Raw genomic sequence first — 16,581 nt, 5'->3', positions numbered from 1 at the left:
GATCCGTCAGCCCCTCCAGGCCGCTGTCGTTGTAGCGCGTGAGGATCTTGTAGCCGGTCTTGCGCGAGATATCGAACTCCCGGCAAAGCACGGCCATCTTCTCGCCGTCCAGCAGCCGGGCGATGAATTTCAGCCGCTCATCCATGACGTTACACTCCTTCCAAGGCACCTTGCTCTCCTTGCAAAGGGCCGAAAGTGTAACCCATCTATCCGGAATGAACTGTCACCCATCTCTCGGGAAGGGCACAGTTACTTAGTGCCGCTGTGGGTGAAAAGTTCCAACTCGGACGTGTAGCCGCTGTTGTGGAACGTCCAGCGCGTGTCGGTCAGGGTGGCGCAGCGCGCCGCGCCTTCCATGATGCGGTCTCGATCCGCTGGCGGGCGGGCCGGGTCGGGCGCCATGCTCCCATCGCTTGAGGCACGCCGGCCGATGCGCACTGGTCTCGGATCGAGCCGGACCATTTTGAAACCCGCACGCACGCTTCAGAATGCCGTCATAGCACCGAACGGTCTGTTCAAACCTCGATGCCTACAAAGTCCGAGCTTCTTCAGGAACATTCCTCCTATCGCGAAGTTGGGACAGTTGGCCCGCGATCGGGTGCCAACAGGTGATGCCGGCGGGCTTTTGGGAGAAAGCTATGATACGTGCCATCCCCTCACTCCACCTTTCTCGTCGGCGGGCATTGCAATTTGGGCTGGGAGCCAGCCTCGCCGCGACGACGGGCGTGGCGCCAGTTTCTCGCGCCTATGCCCAGGAGAAAATGCAGGACGAAGACATTTTCCGTTTTGCGCTCAACTTGGAATACATGGAGGCCGAATACTACCTGCGCGGCACCACCGGAAAAGGCATTGACGCCGCCGATGCCGGTTCGAAACCCGGCGAGGTCGTTGGCGGAAAGAAGGTGTCGTTCGACACCCCAGCCATCGGCGAATTCATGCAGGAAGTTGCTGAAAACGAACTCGCGCACGTTCGGTTCTACCGCAAGACGCTGGGAAAGAACGCCGTCGACAGACCGGCCATCGATTTCGATGCAGGATTCAAGGCTGTCGCGGAGGCAGCTGGCCTTGGACCGGACTTCGATCCCTTCGGCGACGAAACCAACTTCGTTCTCGGCGGCATGTTGTTCGAGGATGTTGGCGTCACCGCCTATGCCGGTGCGGCGACGGTTCTGAAGAACAAGGAATTCCTCGCCGCCGCTGCTGGCATATTGGCGGTCGAGGCTTACCATATGGGAATGGCGCGTTCCACCTTATACCGGAAGGGAGAGAAGGCCTGGAAGGCCGCCAACGCTGTCTCCGATGCACGAGACAAGATCGACGGGCCGGAAGATAAGGACCAGGGCATCCAGGTGAATGGCAGAGCCAACATCGTACCCTCGACTCCCGACGCGATCGCGTTCACCAGAACACCGCAGGAAGTGCTACGGATTGTGTATCTCACCGACAAGGACGGCGTCAGCAAGGGCGGCTTCTATCCGGAAGGAATGAACGGTACGCTGAAGAGCACCTGAGCCGTTCACGAGGAGATCAGATCGCGCAGGCGAGCTCAGGAGCGGCATTCGGGGCGCGCCTTCCTCACGGCGCCGCCGCTCAACCGCCGTCTGACGATGTGAACACTGCGGCCATAACGTCACAGTCATTCTCCTGATCGCCAATTCCATACCGAACGGCTATGCGAAGGCCAAGGGTGTCTAGCTTCGTCGCATAGTTCCAAGTTTCTTATTCTGCTCCACATGCTGCAGAGTGTCGCAAGTTGGAACACTGCTGAGAAAGGTTCATGTTCTTTCGACCTTCCAAGCCGATGGTCGCCGGGTCGAATTCTGTCGGTATTGCTATTATTTCAATGGCTTACGCCGCATGACCTCACGCCGCCACTTGACCTTCACCCTTGCCTGTCGGTGCTGCCACGCCGTGTGATGGAAGCTGGAACAGAAGCTCCGGGCCAGCCGGGCTCTGGAATTATTTCGTGATCTGGCCGTGTTGGAACCTTGGCCAAAACTGCGCGTTCGGGGGCTTGTATTCGTGGAGCCTCATAAAGGGCAATGTGCGGGCAAGCGAATGGGTGGGGCAAAACAAGCATGGGTTGGGGGAGGAGAAACCAGGTTATGTCGAAACGTGAGATTGGAACGTCCCCTGCCTTGGGGCGGCGTATCGCCGACCTCAGGGCCCGAATGCAGAATGCCGAAATTTCCGGCCATGAGATGAAAATCTTTCACAAGGTCGCGGCCATCATGGGAGCTGGCGGCGATTCCTTGCAGCTGGATGCCGACGACCTGATCGCGGCATCCTTCGTCGCCGAGGCGGTTGGGCCGGCGTCCACCCGCTGACTTCGGAATTGCTCCCGCTCCGAAATGCGGAGAGTAAATTTGCTTCCACGACCGGGACACGGCCGCTATTGGGCGATCGTGCCCCGCTCCCGGCCATCTGATCTCGTCTCCCCGTCATCCGATGTCGAATTGAAAGGAAAATCTTATCATTTTGTTTGCGTTGGCACGTCATAGTAGGGACGGCTAACGGAGTGTAAGGGATGAAGCTGGACCTGTCGCCGACCAGCTGGGGCAGGGTGATCGCCGTCACCGGCGCCGGCACGGCATTCTTTATCGCCGTGGCGTTTTTCGTCGATTCGTTCAATTTCCCCTATCTTTCGCCCGAATCTGTCTGGCGCGCGAAGCTGACCGACCTACTGCTGCCCTTGGTGCTGGGTGGCTCGTTTCTGTTTTTCCTGATGTGGAAGATCCGCCAGCTGGCGATAGCCCAGCGCGACCTCAGCGTCATCGCCGCGACGGACAGCCTGACGGCGGTGCTGAACCGCGGCGCCTTCTCGATGCTGGTCGAGGCCTATCTCGAGCAGACCCGCAAGCAGGAAGAGATCCGTTCCGGCGCGCTGCTGATCATCGATGCCGACCACTTCAAGTCGATCAACGACCGTCTCGGCCATGATTGCGGCGACCAGGCGCTCAAACTGATCGCGCAGGCGATCAAGGGCCAGCTGCGCGGCGGCGATATCGTCGGCCGGATCGGCGGCGAGGAGTTCGGCGTATTCCTTCCCGGTGTCGACCCCTCGCAATCCTGGCTGGTTGCCGAAGGCATCCGCCGACGGATACGCGAAATGGACTTTTCCCCGGGCGGCCGCTCCTGCCCGCTTTCCGTCAGCATCGGTGGCACCAGCTTCAGCGGGCCGACCACCTACGAGGCAATATTCTCCGCCGCCGACAGACGGCTTTATGCCGCCAAGTCGAACGGGCGCGATCAGGTCAGCTTCGATCCGGCGGAAGCCTCCCTGGTGTCTCTGCCCAGCATCGCTACCGTCCACTGACGGCGGCCTCGCAGCGAGCTCGCACCGGCCGCTTCCTTGACGCTTGCTTATCTGTGTGCTTCCTCCGGGCAAGCAATGTAGGAAGTATCGCCGGAAATAGTCCTGCCTCTTAAGTCCCTCGATCGTGCGGTTCATGGGTACGGCACGACCCTGGGGGTGCAGGCAATGAATGGCGAAACGCGCCGGGATAGAACCCAGTAAGCACCGCGATCATGATCCATTTATTCAACGGCTTTCAGAACCCGTTTGGCGGCAGTGAGCGCGAAACCCTGGAGTTGTATCGGCTGTTGAGCGCCGGCTCGCAGGTGTGCCTCTGGGCAACCTCGTCGCGCGTATCCGAAGACCTGATGCGGGAATTTCCGATACGCCGCGTCTCACCGGCAACACGCAATGTGCCGGATGGCGGCACCTATGTCTTTCTTGGCGCGCACTGGCGCAACAAGATGTGGCCTTATCTGATCCCGCGGCCGCACCGGCTGATCTATGTCTTCAACACCTTTCATCCCAAGATCATCGCTCTGACGACACGCAGGCCGCGCCTGCTGGGTTGGCCCGCTGCCGAACTGGTGCTGATCTCCGACTTTCAGAGGCGCATGCTGGAGGTCGAAGGCGTCGTCCACGCCTCGCCGATCGAGATCGAGCGCTTCTCGCCACTGCCGGCAAGGCCAAACGGTCCGTTCACCGTGGGGCGGCTGAGCCGCGACACGGCGGACAAGCATCACGCCGACGATGTGGCGCTCTATGAGGCGTTGCTTGGCGATGGCATCGCGGTGCGGATTCAGGGCGGCATGCCACTCAAGGACAGGCTTGCGCCGCATCCGCAACTCGAACTCCTGCCGCAGGGTGAATTTGCCGTAGAACAGTTCCTGTCGACGCTCGACGTGTTCTATTATCGCACCGGCTCCCATGTGGAGACGTTCGGCCGTGTGGTGTTCGAGGCGATGGCCTGCGGTTTGCCCGTGGTCTGCCATGCGAAAGGCGGCTACGCCGACCACATCAGGCATGGCGAAAACGGCTTCCTGTTTGAAACGACGCAACAGGCGGCGCGGATCCTGGCGGATCTCAAAGCCGACCCGGGCCTGCGGGCGACGGTCGGCCGCAAGGCGCGGCAGACAGTCGAGCAGCTGTTTTCACCACAGGCGTTGCAACAGCGGCTGGATTTCTACCGACGCTAGCGGCACCCGCGCCATCGGCCTCCAGATATTCTCCGCCAATAGTCCACGTAGCCGTTTGGCATCAATCCCGACATCGCGCTAAAGCTGGGATCACATGAATCGCGGGCGGCCGGCATCGGTGCGCGGACAGATCGAGCAGGGCTTCTTACCGATGACATTGACGGGCGCCGCGGCACTGCTGATCCTGGTCCTAACCTATGCCGGAGTCGCCATCGGCCGAATACCTGGCCTAAGGCTTGACCGGGCAGGCATTGCGCTGCTTGGCGGCGCGGCGATGATCGCCATCGGCGCGCTCAGCATGGAAGACGCCTATCGCGCCATCAATTTCGACACCATCACGCTTCTGCTCGGCATGATGATCGTGGTGGCGCATCTGAAGGTGTCGGGCGCCTTTCGCGGTCTCGGCGCAATCGCCATCGAGCACGCGCATGCGCCGTTCATGCTCCTGGTGATGGTGACGCTCCTGACCGGCGTGCTGTCGGCCTTCCTGGTCAACGACGCCATCTGCCTGGTCATGGCGCCGATCGTCGTTCACGTCACCCGCGTCATCAACCGCAACCCCATCCCCTATCTGATCGCCACCGCCACCGCTTCGAACTGCGGCAGCGTCGCCACCATCACCGGCAATCCGCAGAACATGGTCATCGGCGCGCTATCTGGCATTTCCTATCCGGCCTTTTCGGCGGCGCTCGCGCCGGTGGCCTTGTTTGGCCTTGTCGCCGTCATCGTCATTGTGCGCATCGTCTATCGCGCCGAATTCACCCGCAACGGCGAACTGACGCCACACATCTCGCGCGGCCGCATGCATCGCGGTCAGGTGCTCAAGGCGGTGGTCGTTTGCATCGGATTGGCGATCGCCTTCTTCGCCGGTGTTCCCGTAGCCAAGGCGGCGCTCATTGGCGGCGCCATTCTGCTGCTCACCCGCGCCATCAAGCCATCGCGCATCTACCGCGAGATCGACGGACCGCTGCTGTTCATGTTCGCGGGTCTGTTCGTGGTGGTTGCGGGCGCGGAAAAGACGCTGCTGACATCAGACATGATCGCCTCGGCCAAGAACATCGGGCTCGACGATGTCTGGAGGCTGTCGGGTTTCACCGCGGTGTTGTCCAACATCATGAGCAATGTTCCGGCCGTGCTGGCGCTCAGGCCATTTATCCCCGGCCTGGAGAACCCCGAGCGCGCCTGGCTGGTGGTGGCAATGAGTTCGACGCTGGCCGGCAACTTCACCTTGCTCGGCTCGGTCGCCAACCTGATCGTCGCCGAACAATCCAAGTCGGCAGGCACACCGTTGTCTTTCGGTGCCTTCTTCAAGGTCGGCCTGCCGCTGACGCTGATCACGCTCGCGTTCGGCACTGCCTGGCTGGCTATGATGTCCTGACCGGTCCTGCGGCTGGACCGGTTCAGGGCGCCACATCGAGATGGCCCCTCATGTTCGGATGGAAGCGGCAGAAATAATCCACCGCGCCCGCTGTCTTGAGGGTCACTTGTCCCTTGGATTTCGGCGGGATCATCACGTCCCAGCCACCCTTCACGGTAGCCGTGTGGGCGACCACGTCCTTGTTCACCCATTCGATCGTGTCGCCGACTTTGGCCTGGAGGCTTGCCGGCGAATAGACGAGCCTGTCGATCGTCACCTGGATGGTTGCGGCCGTCGCCGGCGCCGCCGCAAAGGTCAGCGCCAGCATTGCCAGCCACGCCAGATGATCCAAGGCGCCCGCTTTCATTTCAGCATGCCGGCGACGTGTTCGGCATGCTGCTCATGGCCCTGGAAGATCTTGAGGCCGGTCTCGAGCAGGCTCTTAAGCTCGGCATTGCTGGCCGAGGGGATGAGCAGGGTTTCGAGCGCGCCATCGACCTGCTTGTGATAAGCGACCTCGTTTTCGATATAGGCCTTGTCGAAGGCCGCGCCTTTCAGCTTGGCGAGCTTGGCGCGTTCCTCTTTCGCGGCCTTCGTCAGCGCCTGGCTGGTGGCGTTGTCCTCGGGCTTCACCTTGAGCTTCTTGACGAGGTCGAGCGCCTGCTTGTTCACCGCTTCGTGGTCGCGCTCCATGTCCCTGGCGAAATCGACGACCTCCTTGTTCTTCGATGTCTTGATCGCCTGCTTGGCCGCCTCGATGTCGAGGACGCCTGCCGTATAGGCGATATGGGCGATCTGCGGGTCGGTCGGCTTGTCGGCGGCTTGCGAGACGGGGGCGGCGCCGACGAGAAGCAGGGCGGCAAGGGCAACGGGATATCGGGTGAACATGGCATCCTCCTTGGCCCGTCCGCGAAGAGGCGCCGGGCTCAAATCTTTCAGTTGACGCTCATTGGATGCGGGGCAGAGAGAAACGTTCCCGGAAATCAGGACCGCATCATTCGAAACCCAGCCGTTCCATCACCGCCTGGGTCAGTCGCTCGCAGCGCCGCCCGGCGAACGGGAAGGCATCGAGCAGCACAGGGCCGATTTCATCGTCCAGCGCCTTGCGTAGCAGGACACGGGCCCGGTGCAGCCTCGTCTTGACGGTCTCCGGCCGCACGCCAAGCAAATCGGCGGTTTCTTCCATGCTCAGGCCCTCGATGACGCGGGCGACGAAGACCATGCGGTAAATGTCGGGCAAGTTGTCGGTCGCTCGTTCGACAAGTGCGAGAATCTGCCGCTGCGCCATCGCGCGCTCCGGATCGTCGTTGGAATTGAGGGGAAACCGGATGATTTGCGCTTCCGGATTGTCAGGCATATCCACTGTGCGACGCTTCTTGCGCAGGCGGCCAAGCGCTTCGTTGATGACGATGCGCGACAGCCAGGTGGCGAGCGTGGATTCGCCGCGAAATGCCGCCAGGCTGGCGAAGGCGCTGACATAGGCCTCCTGGACGACATCCTCGGCTTCGGCGTCGTTGCGCAGAATGCCGCGCGCGATGCGGTAGAGCCTCTGGTTGTGTATTTTCATGATGGCGCGAAAAGCATTCGGCTCGCGCGCCTGCGCCTTGTGGACGAGCAGCATGTCGCCTGAAAGGCTTTCGGCAACCATGGGTGCCGTGGCGGGCGTTGCGAGCTTGCTCATCGCGACCGGATCTCCCCGAACAGGCGCCTCTTCGAACAGGCGCGCCTCTTCGAACATGCACTTGACTGCACGTTGGATGCGCCTGCCGGCAAAAGGTTCCCGGATCAGCGGGATCCGGGCTCGCTATTCTAGGCCGCCACCAATCCTTTGTCTGCTGTCTGCATGCGTGCGGCGGCCGCCAGCAGGTCGGTCTGCGTGATCAGGCCGAGAATGCGCCGCTCGCCGTCGACGATCACCACGGCATGGCTGCGGCCGTCGGTCAGCGCCGGAAGCAGGCTCATCGCCGGCGTCTCGGGCGAGGCGGTGCCGGCTTTTGCCATCACGCTCTTCACCGTGTCGACGGCTTTCGTCAGCTCGCGTAGGCCGACGGCGCCAACCAGCCTTGCTTCGGCATCAACCACCGGCAAGGTGCGGATGTTGTGATCGAGCAGTTGCCGGCGTGCCTCGTCGGCGGTGGCTTGTTCGGGCACCGAAACCACGTCGCGCGACATGATGTCCTCGCACAGCAGCCTCCGGTGCGACCGCACCATGGCCTGCAATTCGACCTGTCGAAGCAGCCGTTCGAGGTCGTCGCGGTCGATATCGAAGGTGTCGTCGAGCGCCGTCAGCGCCGCGTCGATGTCCTCGGGCCGGAAACCGGCGCGCTGCTGAGCCGGAGGATCGGCGGTACCGTGGCTGTTGGCGACCGGTGCCACGACATGCGGGTAGTTGCGCCGCGCCAGCTTGTGGAAAAGGAAACCCAGCGCCACCAGGATGGTCGAATTCAGGGCCACCGGCACGAACGGGAACAGGAAGCCCGCGCTGATGACGGCCGGCCCACCGAGCACCGCCGTCAGCGCGGCGGCGCCGCCTGGCGGATGCAGGCAGCGCGTGAACGACATCGCGGCGATGGCCAATGCCACCGCGAGGCCCGAGGCCATCACCGGATCATGGATGAAATGCGCGACGGTCACGCCGACCAGCGCCGATATGGAGTTGCCGCCGATGATCGACCAGGGCTGCGCCAACGGGCTCGCGGGCACGGCGAACAGAAGCACGGCGGATGCGCCCATCGGCGCCACCAGCAGGGCCACATGCGGGCCGCCGCCCATCGCCAGCCCGCTGATCACGCCGGTCAGCGCGATGCCGATCGTGGCGCCGATACACGCCAGGATGCGTTCACGCAGCGTCGCGCCGGCGAGGATGGGGACAAAAAGACGAAAGGCCATGGAGAAACTTTGCGAGGAATGGATCTGTCGAGGATGCGTGCGGCACGCAATGCGGCCGAATTCACCGATTTGAAAGTCAAACAAATCCGTAAAGTCACGGCGCAGGAGAATAATATTGCGCGCCGGCTTTCGCCGGAGTGCTGACTGCGGCTCCCGCTTTGTCATCAGCGCCAAGGGCTTGCGACCCTTTGCCGGGTCTGTCTGACGTCAGCCCGAGCGCGCCGCCGCCGTAAGTCCGCGCAGGATGTCGGCTTTCAAGTCGTCGACATCCTCGAGACCGATCTGCAGGCGGATCAACGGACCTTCGTAAGGGCCTTTCGCAACGACGCGGTCGCCAAGCCAGACCGGCACAGCGAGGCTCTCATAGCCGCCCCAGGAGTAGCCGAGACCGAAGATCTGCAGCGCGTCCAGGAAAGCGTGCTGCTCCTTCTGGCCGCCGCCGGCAAGCACGATGGAAAAGATGCCGCTCGAACCGCAGAAGTCGCGTTTCCATAGGGCGTGGTCCGGATGGCTCGGCAGGGCAGGGTGGAGCACGCGCGCCACGCCCTTCTGGCCTTCGAGCCACGACGCGATGGCGAGTGCGCTGCGCTGATGATGCTCGAGGCGCACGCCCATTGTGCGCAGGCCGCGCAGCACCTGATAGACATCGTCGGGCCCCGCACAGCAGCCAAGCGTGCAAAAGCTCTCGTAGAGCTGCTTCCAACAGGCCTCAGTGGCCGAGACCGTGCCGAGCAGCACGTCCGAATGTCCGGCCGGATATTTCGTCGCCGCGTGGATCGAGATGTCGACGCCATGGTCGAGCGGCCGGAAATAGAGCGGCGTCGCCCAGGTGTTGTCCATCATCACGATGGCGCCGGCCGCATGCGCCGCCTTGGCGATTGCCGGGATATCCTGCACCTCGAACGTATTGGAGGCCGGCGATTCGGTGAACACCACTTTGGTGTTCGGCTTGATCAACGCCGCGATGCCGGCGCCGACATCGGGAGCATAATACTCGACCTCGACGCCCAACCGCTTCAGCATCGTGTCGGCGAAGTTTCTCGTGGGATGATAAACGGAATCGACGATCAGCAGATGGTCACCCGCCGATACGAAGGCGAGCAGCGGAATGGTCACCGCCGCCAGGCCCGATGGCACCACGATGGTGCCGGCGGACCCTTCCAGCGCATCGATCGCCAGTGCAAGGGCATCGGTCGTCGGTGTGCCGCGCGTGCCGTAAGTGTATTTCTGGCTGCGTGCAGCCATCGCGGCGGCATTGGGGTACAGCACGGTCGAGGCATGCACCACCGGCGGATTGACGAAGCCGAAATAGTCGTGCGGGTTGTTGCCCGAATGGGCAAGCCGTGTGTTGATGCCCACCTTGCCGGAACCCTGCTCGCTGCCGTCTTTCGCCATTCTTGGTCGCCTTGTTTGATAAGGCGCTAGCCATAGTGCGGCGTCGTGGGCCGTGCAACAGCCCACTGTCCGCCAGGAATGGAATATGCCAATTCCCGGGTTCGGAGAAGGTGGTCCCAACTGGGCAATTGATCCCGCGGGTCTCCGGTGCATTGATGGTTGCGGTCGGCGCCTTTCTCATCTTTCCCGCGCTTTGAGAATGCGCGCCAACTTTGTCCACAAGCAATATTGGCCGGCAATCACGGGGTATCGTCGGCCGAAGGCTATTACGTAACGTCAATGCATTTCGTGCTGAGGGCAGTAACGCTAAGGTATAGCCCGGAACGGATTTTACAGCCCCGGGTCACATCCGCGTCAAATGAGCTTTGCCGAGCAAATTTGCGCTTCTGACTAAATCGCGGGCGCATCTGTCTGCAATTCAGGCATTTCAGGCAATCGATTTTCAAACCCGTTGCAATTCGGTCATTTTCCTTGACCTCACGGGAATTATCGCCTTCGATGCTGTTCGTGAATGGGAGGCGGTGCGTCGGTTTGCGATGCGGGGTTTCGGGAATGGGCCGGGATGGGAGCTGCGTTCACAAGGGAAAAAAGATCAGGGTTTTGCCTGAAAAAACAGAAAAGGGTCTGTGGGTTATGAAACACATTGCTATCGGCATTCTTGGCGTCGCCACGCTCGGACTGATGGCGTCGGCCGCGTCAGCCGCGACGCTCGACACCGTCAAGGCGAAGGGCTTCATCCAGTGCGGCGTCTCGACCGGTCTGGCCGGCTTCTCCGCGCCGGACGACAAGGGCGACTGGCAAGGCATCGACGCCGATTTCTGCCGCGCGGTTGCCGCCGCCGTCTTCGGTGACGGCACCAAGGTCAAGTTCACGCCGCTCAGCGCCAAGGAGCGCTTCACCGCGCTGCAGTCCGGTGAGGTCGACATCCTGTCGCGCAACACCACCTGGACGATCAACCGCGACACCGCGCTCGGCCTGAATTTCATCGGCACGACCTACTATGACGGCCAGGGCTTCATGATCAACGCCAAGAAGCTGCCGGGCGTGAATTCGGCGCTGCAGCTTTCGGGCGCCGCCGTCTGTGTGCAGAGCGGCACGACCACCGAGCTCAACCTCGCCGACTATTTCAAGGCGAACAAGATGGAATACAATCCGGTCGTCTTCGAGAAGCTGGAAGAGGTCAACGCCGCCTATGATGCCGGCCGCTGCGACGTCTACACCACCGACCAGTCGGGCCTTTACGGCATTCGCTTGACGCTCGGCTCGCCTGCCGATCACGTCGTGCTGCCCGAGATCATCTCGAAAGAGCCGCTCGGACCTGCCGTTCGCCAGGGCGACGACCAGTGGTACCACATCGTCAAGTGGACCTATTTCGCTCTGCTCGATGCCGAGGAACTCGGCATCACCAAGGCCAATGTCGACGAGATGAAGAACTCCGCCAGCCCGGAGATCAAGCGTGTGCTCGGCCAGGAAGCCGATACCAAGATCGGCACCGATCTCGGCGTCTCCAACGACTGGGTCGTCAACATCGTCAAGGCTGTCGGCAATTACGGCGAAATGTTCGACCGCAATGTCGGCTCGGGCAGCCCGCTCAAGATCGCCCGCGGCATCAATGCGCTGTGGACCAAGGGCGGCCTGCAATACGCGCCGCCGATCCGCTGATCGAAATGTGATCCGGAAGGCAGGCACCTGCCTTCCGGTTTCTCTTTCACAGGGGACGTGACATGGCATCGCAGGAAATCCTACGCGAGGAGCCGAGCCGCGGCTCCTTCGTCAATGATCCGAGAATACGCAGTCTCTTCTTCCAGACGCTGGTCGTCGTCTTGTTGTTCGGCTCTGTCTGGTGGATCGTGCAGAACGTCATCGACAATCTGCATCGCCTGCACATCGCCTCCGGCTTCGGCTTCCTCAAGGGGCGCGCCGGATTCGACATATCGGACACGCCGATCGCCTATACGTCGGACTCGACCTATGGCCGCGCCATCATCGTCGGCCTGATCAACACCATCATCGTTGCCGCCGCCGGCATCATCACCGCCACCATCATCGGCTTCATCATCGGCATCGGCCGCCTGTCGCAGAACTGGCTGATCCAGAAGATCTGCACTGTCTATGTCGAGATTTTCCGCAACATCCCGCCGCTGCTGGTCATCTTCTTCTGGTATTCCGGCGTGCTCGCCGTACTGCCGCCGCCGCGCGACTCCTATCATCTGCCCTTCGGCTCCTTCCTCAACCAGCGCGGCTTCTATTTTCCCCGCCCAGTCTGGGGCGACGGCTCCTGGCTGATCCTGGTCGCCCTTGTGGTGGGCATCGCCATGTCCTGGTTCGTCGCCCGCAAGGCGCGTCAGCGGCAGATGGCGACAGGCCAGCAATTTCCGGTGTTCTGGACGTCCGCCGCGCTGATCGTCGGCCTGCCGCTGCTCGCTTACGTGCTGAGCGGTTTTCCGCTGAGCTTTGATTTGCCGAAACAGTCAACCTTCAACCTGACCGGCGGCTTCCAGGTCAAGCCGGAATTCCTGTCGCTCTATCTGGCGCTGTCCTGCTACACGGCGGCCTTCATCGCCGAAATCGTGCGCGCCGGCATCAGGGGCGTCAGCAAGGGCCAGACCGAGGCGGCGGCGGCACTTGGCCTGCGATCCGGGTCGATCTTGCGGCTGGTCGTGGTGCCGCAGGCCATGCGCATCGTCATCCCACCGCTGACCAGCCAGTATCTCAACCTGACCAAGAACTCCTCGCTGGCGATCGCCATCGGTTATCCCGACCTGACGGCGACAGCCGGCACGGTTCTGAACCAAACCGGGCAGGCGGTCGAAGGCGTGCTGATCATGATGATCGCCTATCTCATACTCAGCCTTGTGACCTCGGCTGTCATGAACGTGGTCAACGCCAGAATGGCGCTGGTGGAGAGGTAGAGCCATGCAGGAACATGACATGTCCTGGGTGCGTACCGAGATGGCGCTCGCGCAGCCCGCGCCGGCGAGCGTCAGCGGCCCCATCGCCTGGGTGCGCAGGAACCTGATCGGTTCGGCCGGCGACACTATCCTCACCATCCTCGGCATCGTCATCGTCGCCTGGATTCTGCCGCAGGTCATCAATTGGGCGTTCATCAACGCACAGTGGACCGGGCCGGACCGAACGGTCTGCGCGACCGTTGCGCAAGGCGGCATTCAGCCCGACGGCTGGAGCGGAGCCTGCTGGGCTTTCGTCAACGCCAAGTTCGGCCAGTTCATGTTCGGCACCTATCCGGTCGAGGAGCGCTGGCGGCCGATCCTGGTCGCCATCCTGTTCGTGGTACTGCTGGTGCCGATGCTGATGCCGCGTGTGCCGCGCAAGGGGCTGAACGCCATCCTGCTCTTCCTGGTGCTGCCGATCGTTTCCTTCTTCCTTCTGGTCGGCGGCATATTCGGCCTGCCGCATGTCGAAACCTCGCGCTGGGGCGGGCTGCTGATCACGCTGAGCCTGTCCTTCGTCGGCATCGCCGTGTCGTTGCCGCTGGGGACCGTGCTGGCGCTCGGGCGGCGCTCGAAGATGCCGATCGTCAAGATGCTGTGCGTTATCTTCATCGAAGCCGTGCGCGGCATACCGCTGATCACCGTTCTGTTTTTCGTCAGCGTCATGCTGCCGCTGTTCTTGCCGGCCGGCGTCACTTTCGACAAGTATCTAAGGGCGCTGATCGGTGTATCGCTGTTTGCGGCGGCCTATATGGCCGAAGTGGTGCGCGGCGGCCTGCAGGCGATCCCCAAGGGCCAGTATGAAGGCGCCGATTCGCTCGGCCTCGGCTACTGGCAGAAGATGGGGTTGATCGTGTTGCCGCAGGCGCTGAAGCTGGTCATCCCCGGCATCGTCAATACCTTCATCGGCATGTTCAAGGACACCAGCCTGGTCCTCATCATCTCGATGTTCGACCTGCTCGGCATCGTCAAGCAGAACTTCTCGGATGCCAATTGGGCAACGGCGCAGACCGCGAAATCCGGCCTGGTCTTCGCGGCCTTCGTCTTCTGGCTGTTCTGCTTCGGCATGTCGCGCTATTCAATGTACACAGAACGCCGGCTCGACACCGGCTACAAACGCTAAACAAAAGAACAAGGGGACCCCAGCCATGGCCACCGAAAACGCCGTCAGCGCGGAAGAGATCAAGGTCAACGCCGCCAAGATGCAGATTTCCACCACCGATGTCGCCATCGACATCATCGCCATGCACAAATGGTATGGCGAGTTCCATGTGCTGAAGGACATCAATCTGAAGGTGATGCGCGGCGAGCGCATCGTCATCTGCGGACCGTCCGGGTCTGGCAAATCGACCATGATCCGCTGCATCAACCGGCTGGAGGAGCACCAGAAGGGCAAGATCATCGTCGACGGCAAGGAACTCACCAACGATCTGAAGAAGATCGACGAGGTGCGCCGCGAGGTCGGCATGGTGTTCCAGCACTTCAACCTATTCCCGCATCTGACCATCCTGGAGAACTGCACGCTGGCGCCGATCTGGGTGCGCAAGACACCGAAGAAGCAGGCCGAGGAAATCGCCATGCATTTCCTCAAGCGGGTCAAGATTCCCGAGCAGGCCAACAAATATCCGGGCCAGCTTTCCGGCGGCCAGCAGCAGCGCGTGGCGATCGCCCGCTCGCTGTGCATGAACCCGCGCATCATGCTGTTCGACGAGCCGACCTCGGCACTCGACCCCGAAATGATCAAGGAAGTGCTGGAGACCATGGTTGGACTGGCCGAAGAAGGCATGACCATGCTGTGCGTCACCCACGAAATGGGCTTTGCGCGGAAGGTCGCCAATCGGGTGATCTTCATGGATCAGGGCCAGATCGTCGAGCAGAACACGCCGGCCGAGTTCTTCGACCATCCGCGCCACGAACGCACGAAACTATTCCTGTCGCAGATCCTGCACTGAGCGGACTGACCCCGATTCGAAAAAGCCCGGCCGCGCCATTGCCGGGCTTTTTTGCGTCTAGCTCGTCAGGTAATGATCTTCTCCATTGAGCCGGGAACGGAATCGCGAAGCCGCACCGATGAGAAAACTCCTGCGTTTCCTGGCCCTGCTGGTTGCAGCAGTGGTGCTCGCCGTGGCGCTCGGCACGCTGGTGCCGCGGCCGCTCTGGCCGGCGGCCGCCGCGGGTGAGGGCACGCGGCGCATATTGGTGCTGAAGAACGCGATCCACACCGACATCGCCATTCCGGTGGACGACGAGATGCGCCGGCGCTTCCGTTTCCTGACCGATGCCGGCCTGCCTTCGGGCGCACCTGAACTGCGCTATATCGTCTTCGGCTGGGGTGGGCGGGCCTTTTACCTGGAAACGCCGACATGGTCGCAAGTGAAGGCGCTGCCCGTATTCAAGGCGCTGACGCTCGACGCTTCGGTGATGCATGTCGACGTCGCTGGCGATATCACCGAGGCGCACCCCGATGTCGCCGGCTTCGACGTGGACAAGGACCGTTTCGCCGCATTGCTCGACTTCATCGAAGCGAGTTTTCAGCAGGGACCGAGCGGCCCGATCGTCATCGACAATGCCGCCTACTCCAATTTCGACCGCTTTTATGAGGCCAATGGCCGTTTCAACGCGCTGATCGGCTGCAATACCTGGACGGCGGCGGCACTGCGCACCGCCGGCCTGCGCACCGGCTGGTGGAACCCGCTGCCGGCATCGCTTGGGTTGTCGCTGCGGCTGTATAATTAGCTCTTGCCGCAGGTTCCTTTCAGCGACGGATGATCTGCTGCTGTTCCCACCCGTATAGCCAGTCCAAATCCGCCGCGAGCTTCTCTCCCGGCCGCGTCGCCAGGAGCAGATTGCGCGCCAATGCCACCGGTCCCCGGGCGTGCCAGGCGAGGCGGTTGAGCGCGCCGCGTTTCAGCACCTTTTCGATGCGCGGTCGTCTCAGCTTCTCCCACATGGTGAGGCTTTGCGACAGGTCGCCGGGGAAGTCGGCAATGATATCAGCAAGCATCGCGGCATCCTCGATCGCCATGGCAGCACCTTGCGCCGCGAACGGAGTCATCGCATGTGCGGCGTCGCCGATCAGCGCGATGCCGGCTGGCATCGTCCAGGGCTGCTTCCGATCGACTGTATGGAGTGGCCAGGTCAGCCATGGGCCAGCCAATTCCACCAGTCTTGCAAGGCCTGCGGCTGTGCCACGCATGGCGCTGGCGAGGATGCCGGGGTCGGTGTGTCCGGACCAGCCCTCGGCAATGCGCTCGCCTTTGGTGAAAGCGACAAGATTGAACGCGTCACCCTTGCTCACGGGATAGGCCACCAAATGAAAGCCGGGGTGCAGGAAGGTGGTGACGCAGTCGGGGGCGCCGATCGCGGCAAAGGCTCGCCCGGCTTCACTGTCCGCGCTCACCGTCGCGCGCCAGGCCAGTTCGCCGGAGAATTGGCTGTTCGCGAGGCCGGCTCCGCCGCCTGGGCCGGCAAGCCTCCGCACCGATGACCAGACGCCGT

18 protein-coding genes are annotated in these 16,581 nt (G+C 62.2%); 10 read left to right on the top strand and 8 right to left on the bottom strand.

Annotation, left to right across the window (positions count from 1 at the left end):
- Together O7A61_RS26310 and O7A61_RS26305 are read right to left on the bottom strand one after the other, a co-directional pair.
- A partial coding sequence (locus O7A61_RS26310) for a helix-turn-helix domain-containing protein (protein ID WP_442921064.1) occupies positions 1-169 on the bottom strand: 169 nt, incomplete at its 3' end.
- Positions 170-249: 80 nt separating this feature from the next.
- Positions 250-402: a hypothetical protein gene (locus O7A61_RS26305; RefSeq protein WP_337132286.1), complete on the bottom strand. Its 153-nt coding sequence runs from the start codon at positions 400-402 to the stop codon at positions 250-252.
- A 236-nt stretch (positions 403-638) separates the two neighbouring features.
- On the opposite strand from O7A61_RS26305, the gene O7A61_RS26300 reads away from it, so the two are divergent.
- From O7A61_RS26300 to O7A61_RS26280, 5 genes are all read left to right on the top strand, one after another.
- Positions 639-1,511 carry a ferritin-like domain-containing protein gene (locus tag O7A61_RS26300; protein WP_140507448.1) on the top strand — a complete coding sequence of 291 codons (873 nt, stop codon included), beginning with the start codon at positions 639-641 and terminating at the stop codon, positions 1,509-1,511.
- A gap of 594 nt (positions 1,512-2,105) precedes the next feature.
- Entirely contained in the window at positions 2,106-2,327 is a 222-nt protein-coding gene (locus O7A61_RS26295) for a hypothetical protein (RefSeq protein ID WP_027144483.1), read from the top strand.
- A 200-nt stretch (positions 2,328-2,527) separates the two neighbouring features.
- Complete coding sequence (locus tag O7A61_RS26290; RefSeq protein ID WP_337132285.1) at positions 2,528-3,316, top strand: GGDEF domain-containing protein; 789 nt, start codon at positions 2,528-2,530, stop codon at positions 3,314-3,316.
- Between the two features lie 212 nt (positions 3,317-3,528).
- Positions 3,529-4,491 (top strand): glycosyltransferase family 4 protein, encoded by a 963-nt coding sequence (locus O7A61_RS26285; RefSeq protein WP_337132284.1) that lies wholly within the window; start codon positions 3,529-3,531, stop codon positions 4,489-4,491.
- A gap of 151 nt (positions 4,492-4,642) precedes the next feature.
- On the top strand, positions 4,643-5,869 hold the full coding sequence (locus tag O7A61_RS26280) for an anion transporter (RefSeq protein ID WP_027144480.1): 1,227 nt from the start codon (positions 4,643-4,645) through the stop codon (positions 5,867-5,869).
- 22 nt (positions 5,870-5,891) lie between these two features.
- Here O7A61_RS26280 and O7A61_RS26275 read toward each other — a convergent pair whose 3' ends face one another.
- From O7A61_RS26275 to O7A61_RS26255, 5 genes are all read right to left on the bottom strand, one after another.
- Positions 5,892-6,215 (bottom strand): cupredoxin domain-containing protein, encoded by a 324-nt coding sequence (locus O7A61_RS26275; RefSeq protein ID WP_337132283.1) that lies wholly within the window; start codon positions 6,213-6,215, stop codon positions 5,892-5,894.
- Positions 6,212-6,736 carry a DUF4142 domain-containing protein gene (locus O7A61_RS26270; RefSeq protein ID WP_337132282.1) on the bottom strand — a complete coding sequence of 175 codons (525 nt, stop codon included), beginning with the start codon at positions 6,734-6,736 and terminating at the stop codon, positions 6,212-6,214. Before O7A61_RS26270 ends, O7A61_RS26275 begins: the two co-directional genes overlap by 4 nt.
- 106 nt (positions 6,737-6,842) lie before the next feature.
- Positions 6,843-7,529, bottom strand: coding sequence for an RNA polymerase sigma factor (locus O7A61_RS26265; protein ID WP_337132281.1), 687 nt, complete (start codon positions 7,527-7,529; stop codon positions 6,843-6,845).
- A gap of 128 nt (positions 7,530-7,657) precedes the next feature.
- Positions 7,658-8,737 (bottom strand): HPP family protein, encoded by a 1,080-nt coding sequence (locus tag O7A61_RS26260; RefSeq protein WP_337132280.1) that lies wholly within the window; start codon positions 8,735-8,737, stop codon positions 7,658-7,660.
- A 207-nt stretch (positions 8,738-8,944) separates the two neighbouring features.
- Positions 8,945-10,132 (bottom strand): cystathionine beta-lyase, encoded by a 1,188-nt coding sequence (locus O7A61_RS26255; RefSeq protein ID WP_337132279.1) that lies wholly within the window; start codon positions 10,130-10,132, stop codon positions 8,945-8,947.
- A gap of 633 nt (positions 10,133-10,765) precedes the next feature.
- On the opposite strand from O7A61_RS26255, the gene O7A61_RS26250 reads away from it, so the two are divergent.
- The 5 genes from O7A61_RS26250 to O7A61_RS26230 all read left to right on the top strand — a co-directional run bounded on the left by O7A61_RS26250 (position 10,766) and on the right by O7A61_RS26230 (position 15,819).
- Positions 10,766-11,794, top strand: a complete 1,029-nt coding sequence (locus O7A61_RS26250) for an amino acid ABC transporter substrate-binding protein (protein ID WP_337132278.1) — start codon at positions 10,766-10,768, stop codon at positions 11,792-11,794.
- A 62-nt stretch (positions 11,795-11,856) separates the two neighbouring features.
- Positions 11,857-13,044 carry an amino acid ABC transporter permease gene (locus O7A61_RS26245; protein ID WP_337132277.1) on the top strand — a complete coding sequence of 396 codons (1,188 nt, stop codon included), beginning with the start codon at positions 11,857-11,859 and terminating at the stop codon, positions 13,042-13,044.
- Between the two features lie 4 nt (positions 13,045-13,048).
- Positions 13,049-14,206 (top strand): amino acid ABC transporter permease, encoded by a 1,158-nt coding sequence (locus tag O7A61_RS26240; RefSeq protein WP_140714112.1) that lies wholly within the window; start codon positions 13,049-13,051, stop codon positions 14,204-14,206.
- A gap of 79 nt (positions 14,207-14,285) precedes the next feature.
- Positions 14,286-15,035, top strand: a complete 750-nt coding sequence (locus tag O7A61_RS26235; protein WP_031213892.1) for an amino acid ABC transporter ATP-binding protein — start codon at positions 14,286-14,288, stop codon at positions 15,033-15,035.
- Positions 15,036-15,153: 118 nt separating this feature from the next.
- The gene (locus tag O7A61_RS26230; RefSeq protein ID WP_337132276.1) at positions 15,154-15,819 is read left to right on the top strand and encodes a TIGR02117 family protein; all 666 of its coding nucleotides are present in this window, start codon (positions 15,154-15,156) and stop codon (positions 15,817-15,819) included.
- 19 nt (positions 15,820-15,838) lie between these two features.
- On the opposite strand, the gene O7A61_RS26225 is transcribed toward O7A61_RS26230, so the two are convergent.
- Positions 15,839-16,581 (bottom strand): FAD-dependent monooxygenase (locus O7A61_RS26225; RefSeq protein WP_337132275.1); only part of this gene is annotated, 743 nt, incomplete at its 5' end.

Origin of the sequence: Mesorhizobium sp. Cs1321R2N1 (assembly GCF_037179725.1) — a bacterium.
Lineage (GTDB): Bacteria > Pseudomonadota > Alphaproteobacteria > Rhizobiales > Rhizobiaceae > Mesorhizobium > Mesorhizobium salmacidum.
Note: the sequence above shows the minus strand (reverse complement) of the source record. Positions and strands in the feature narration are given on the sequence as shown.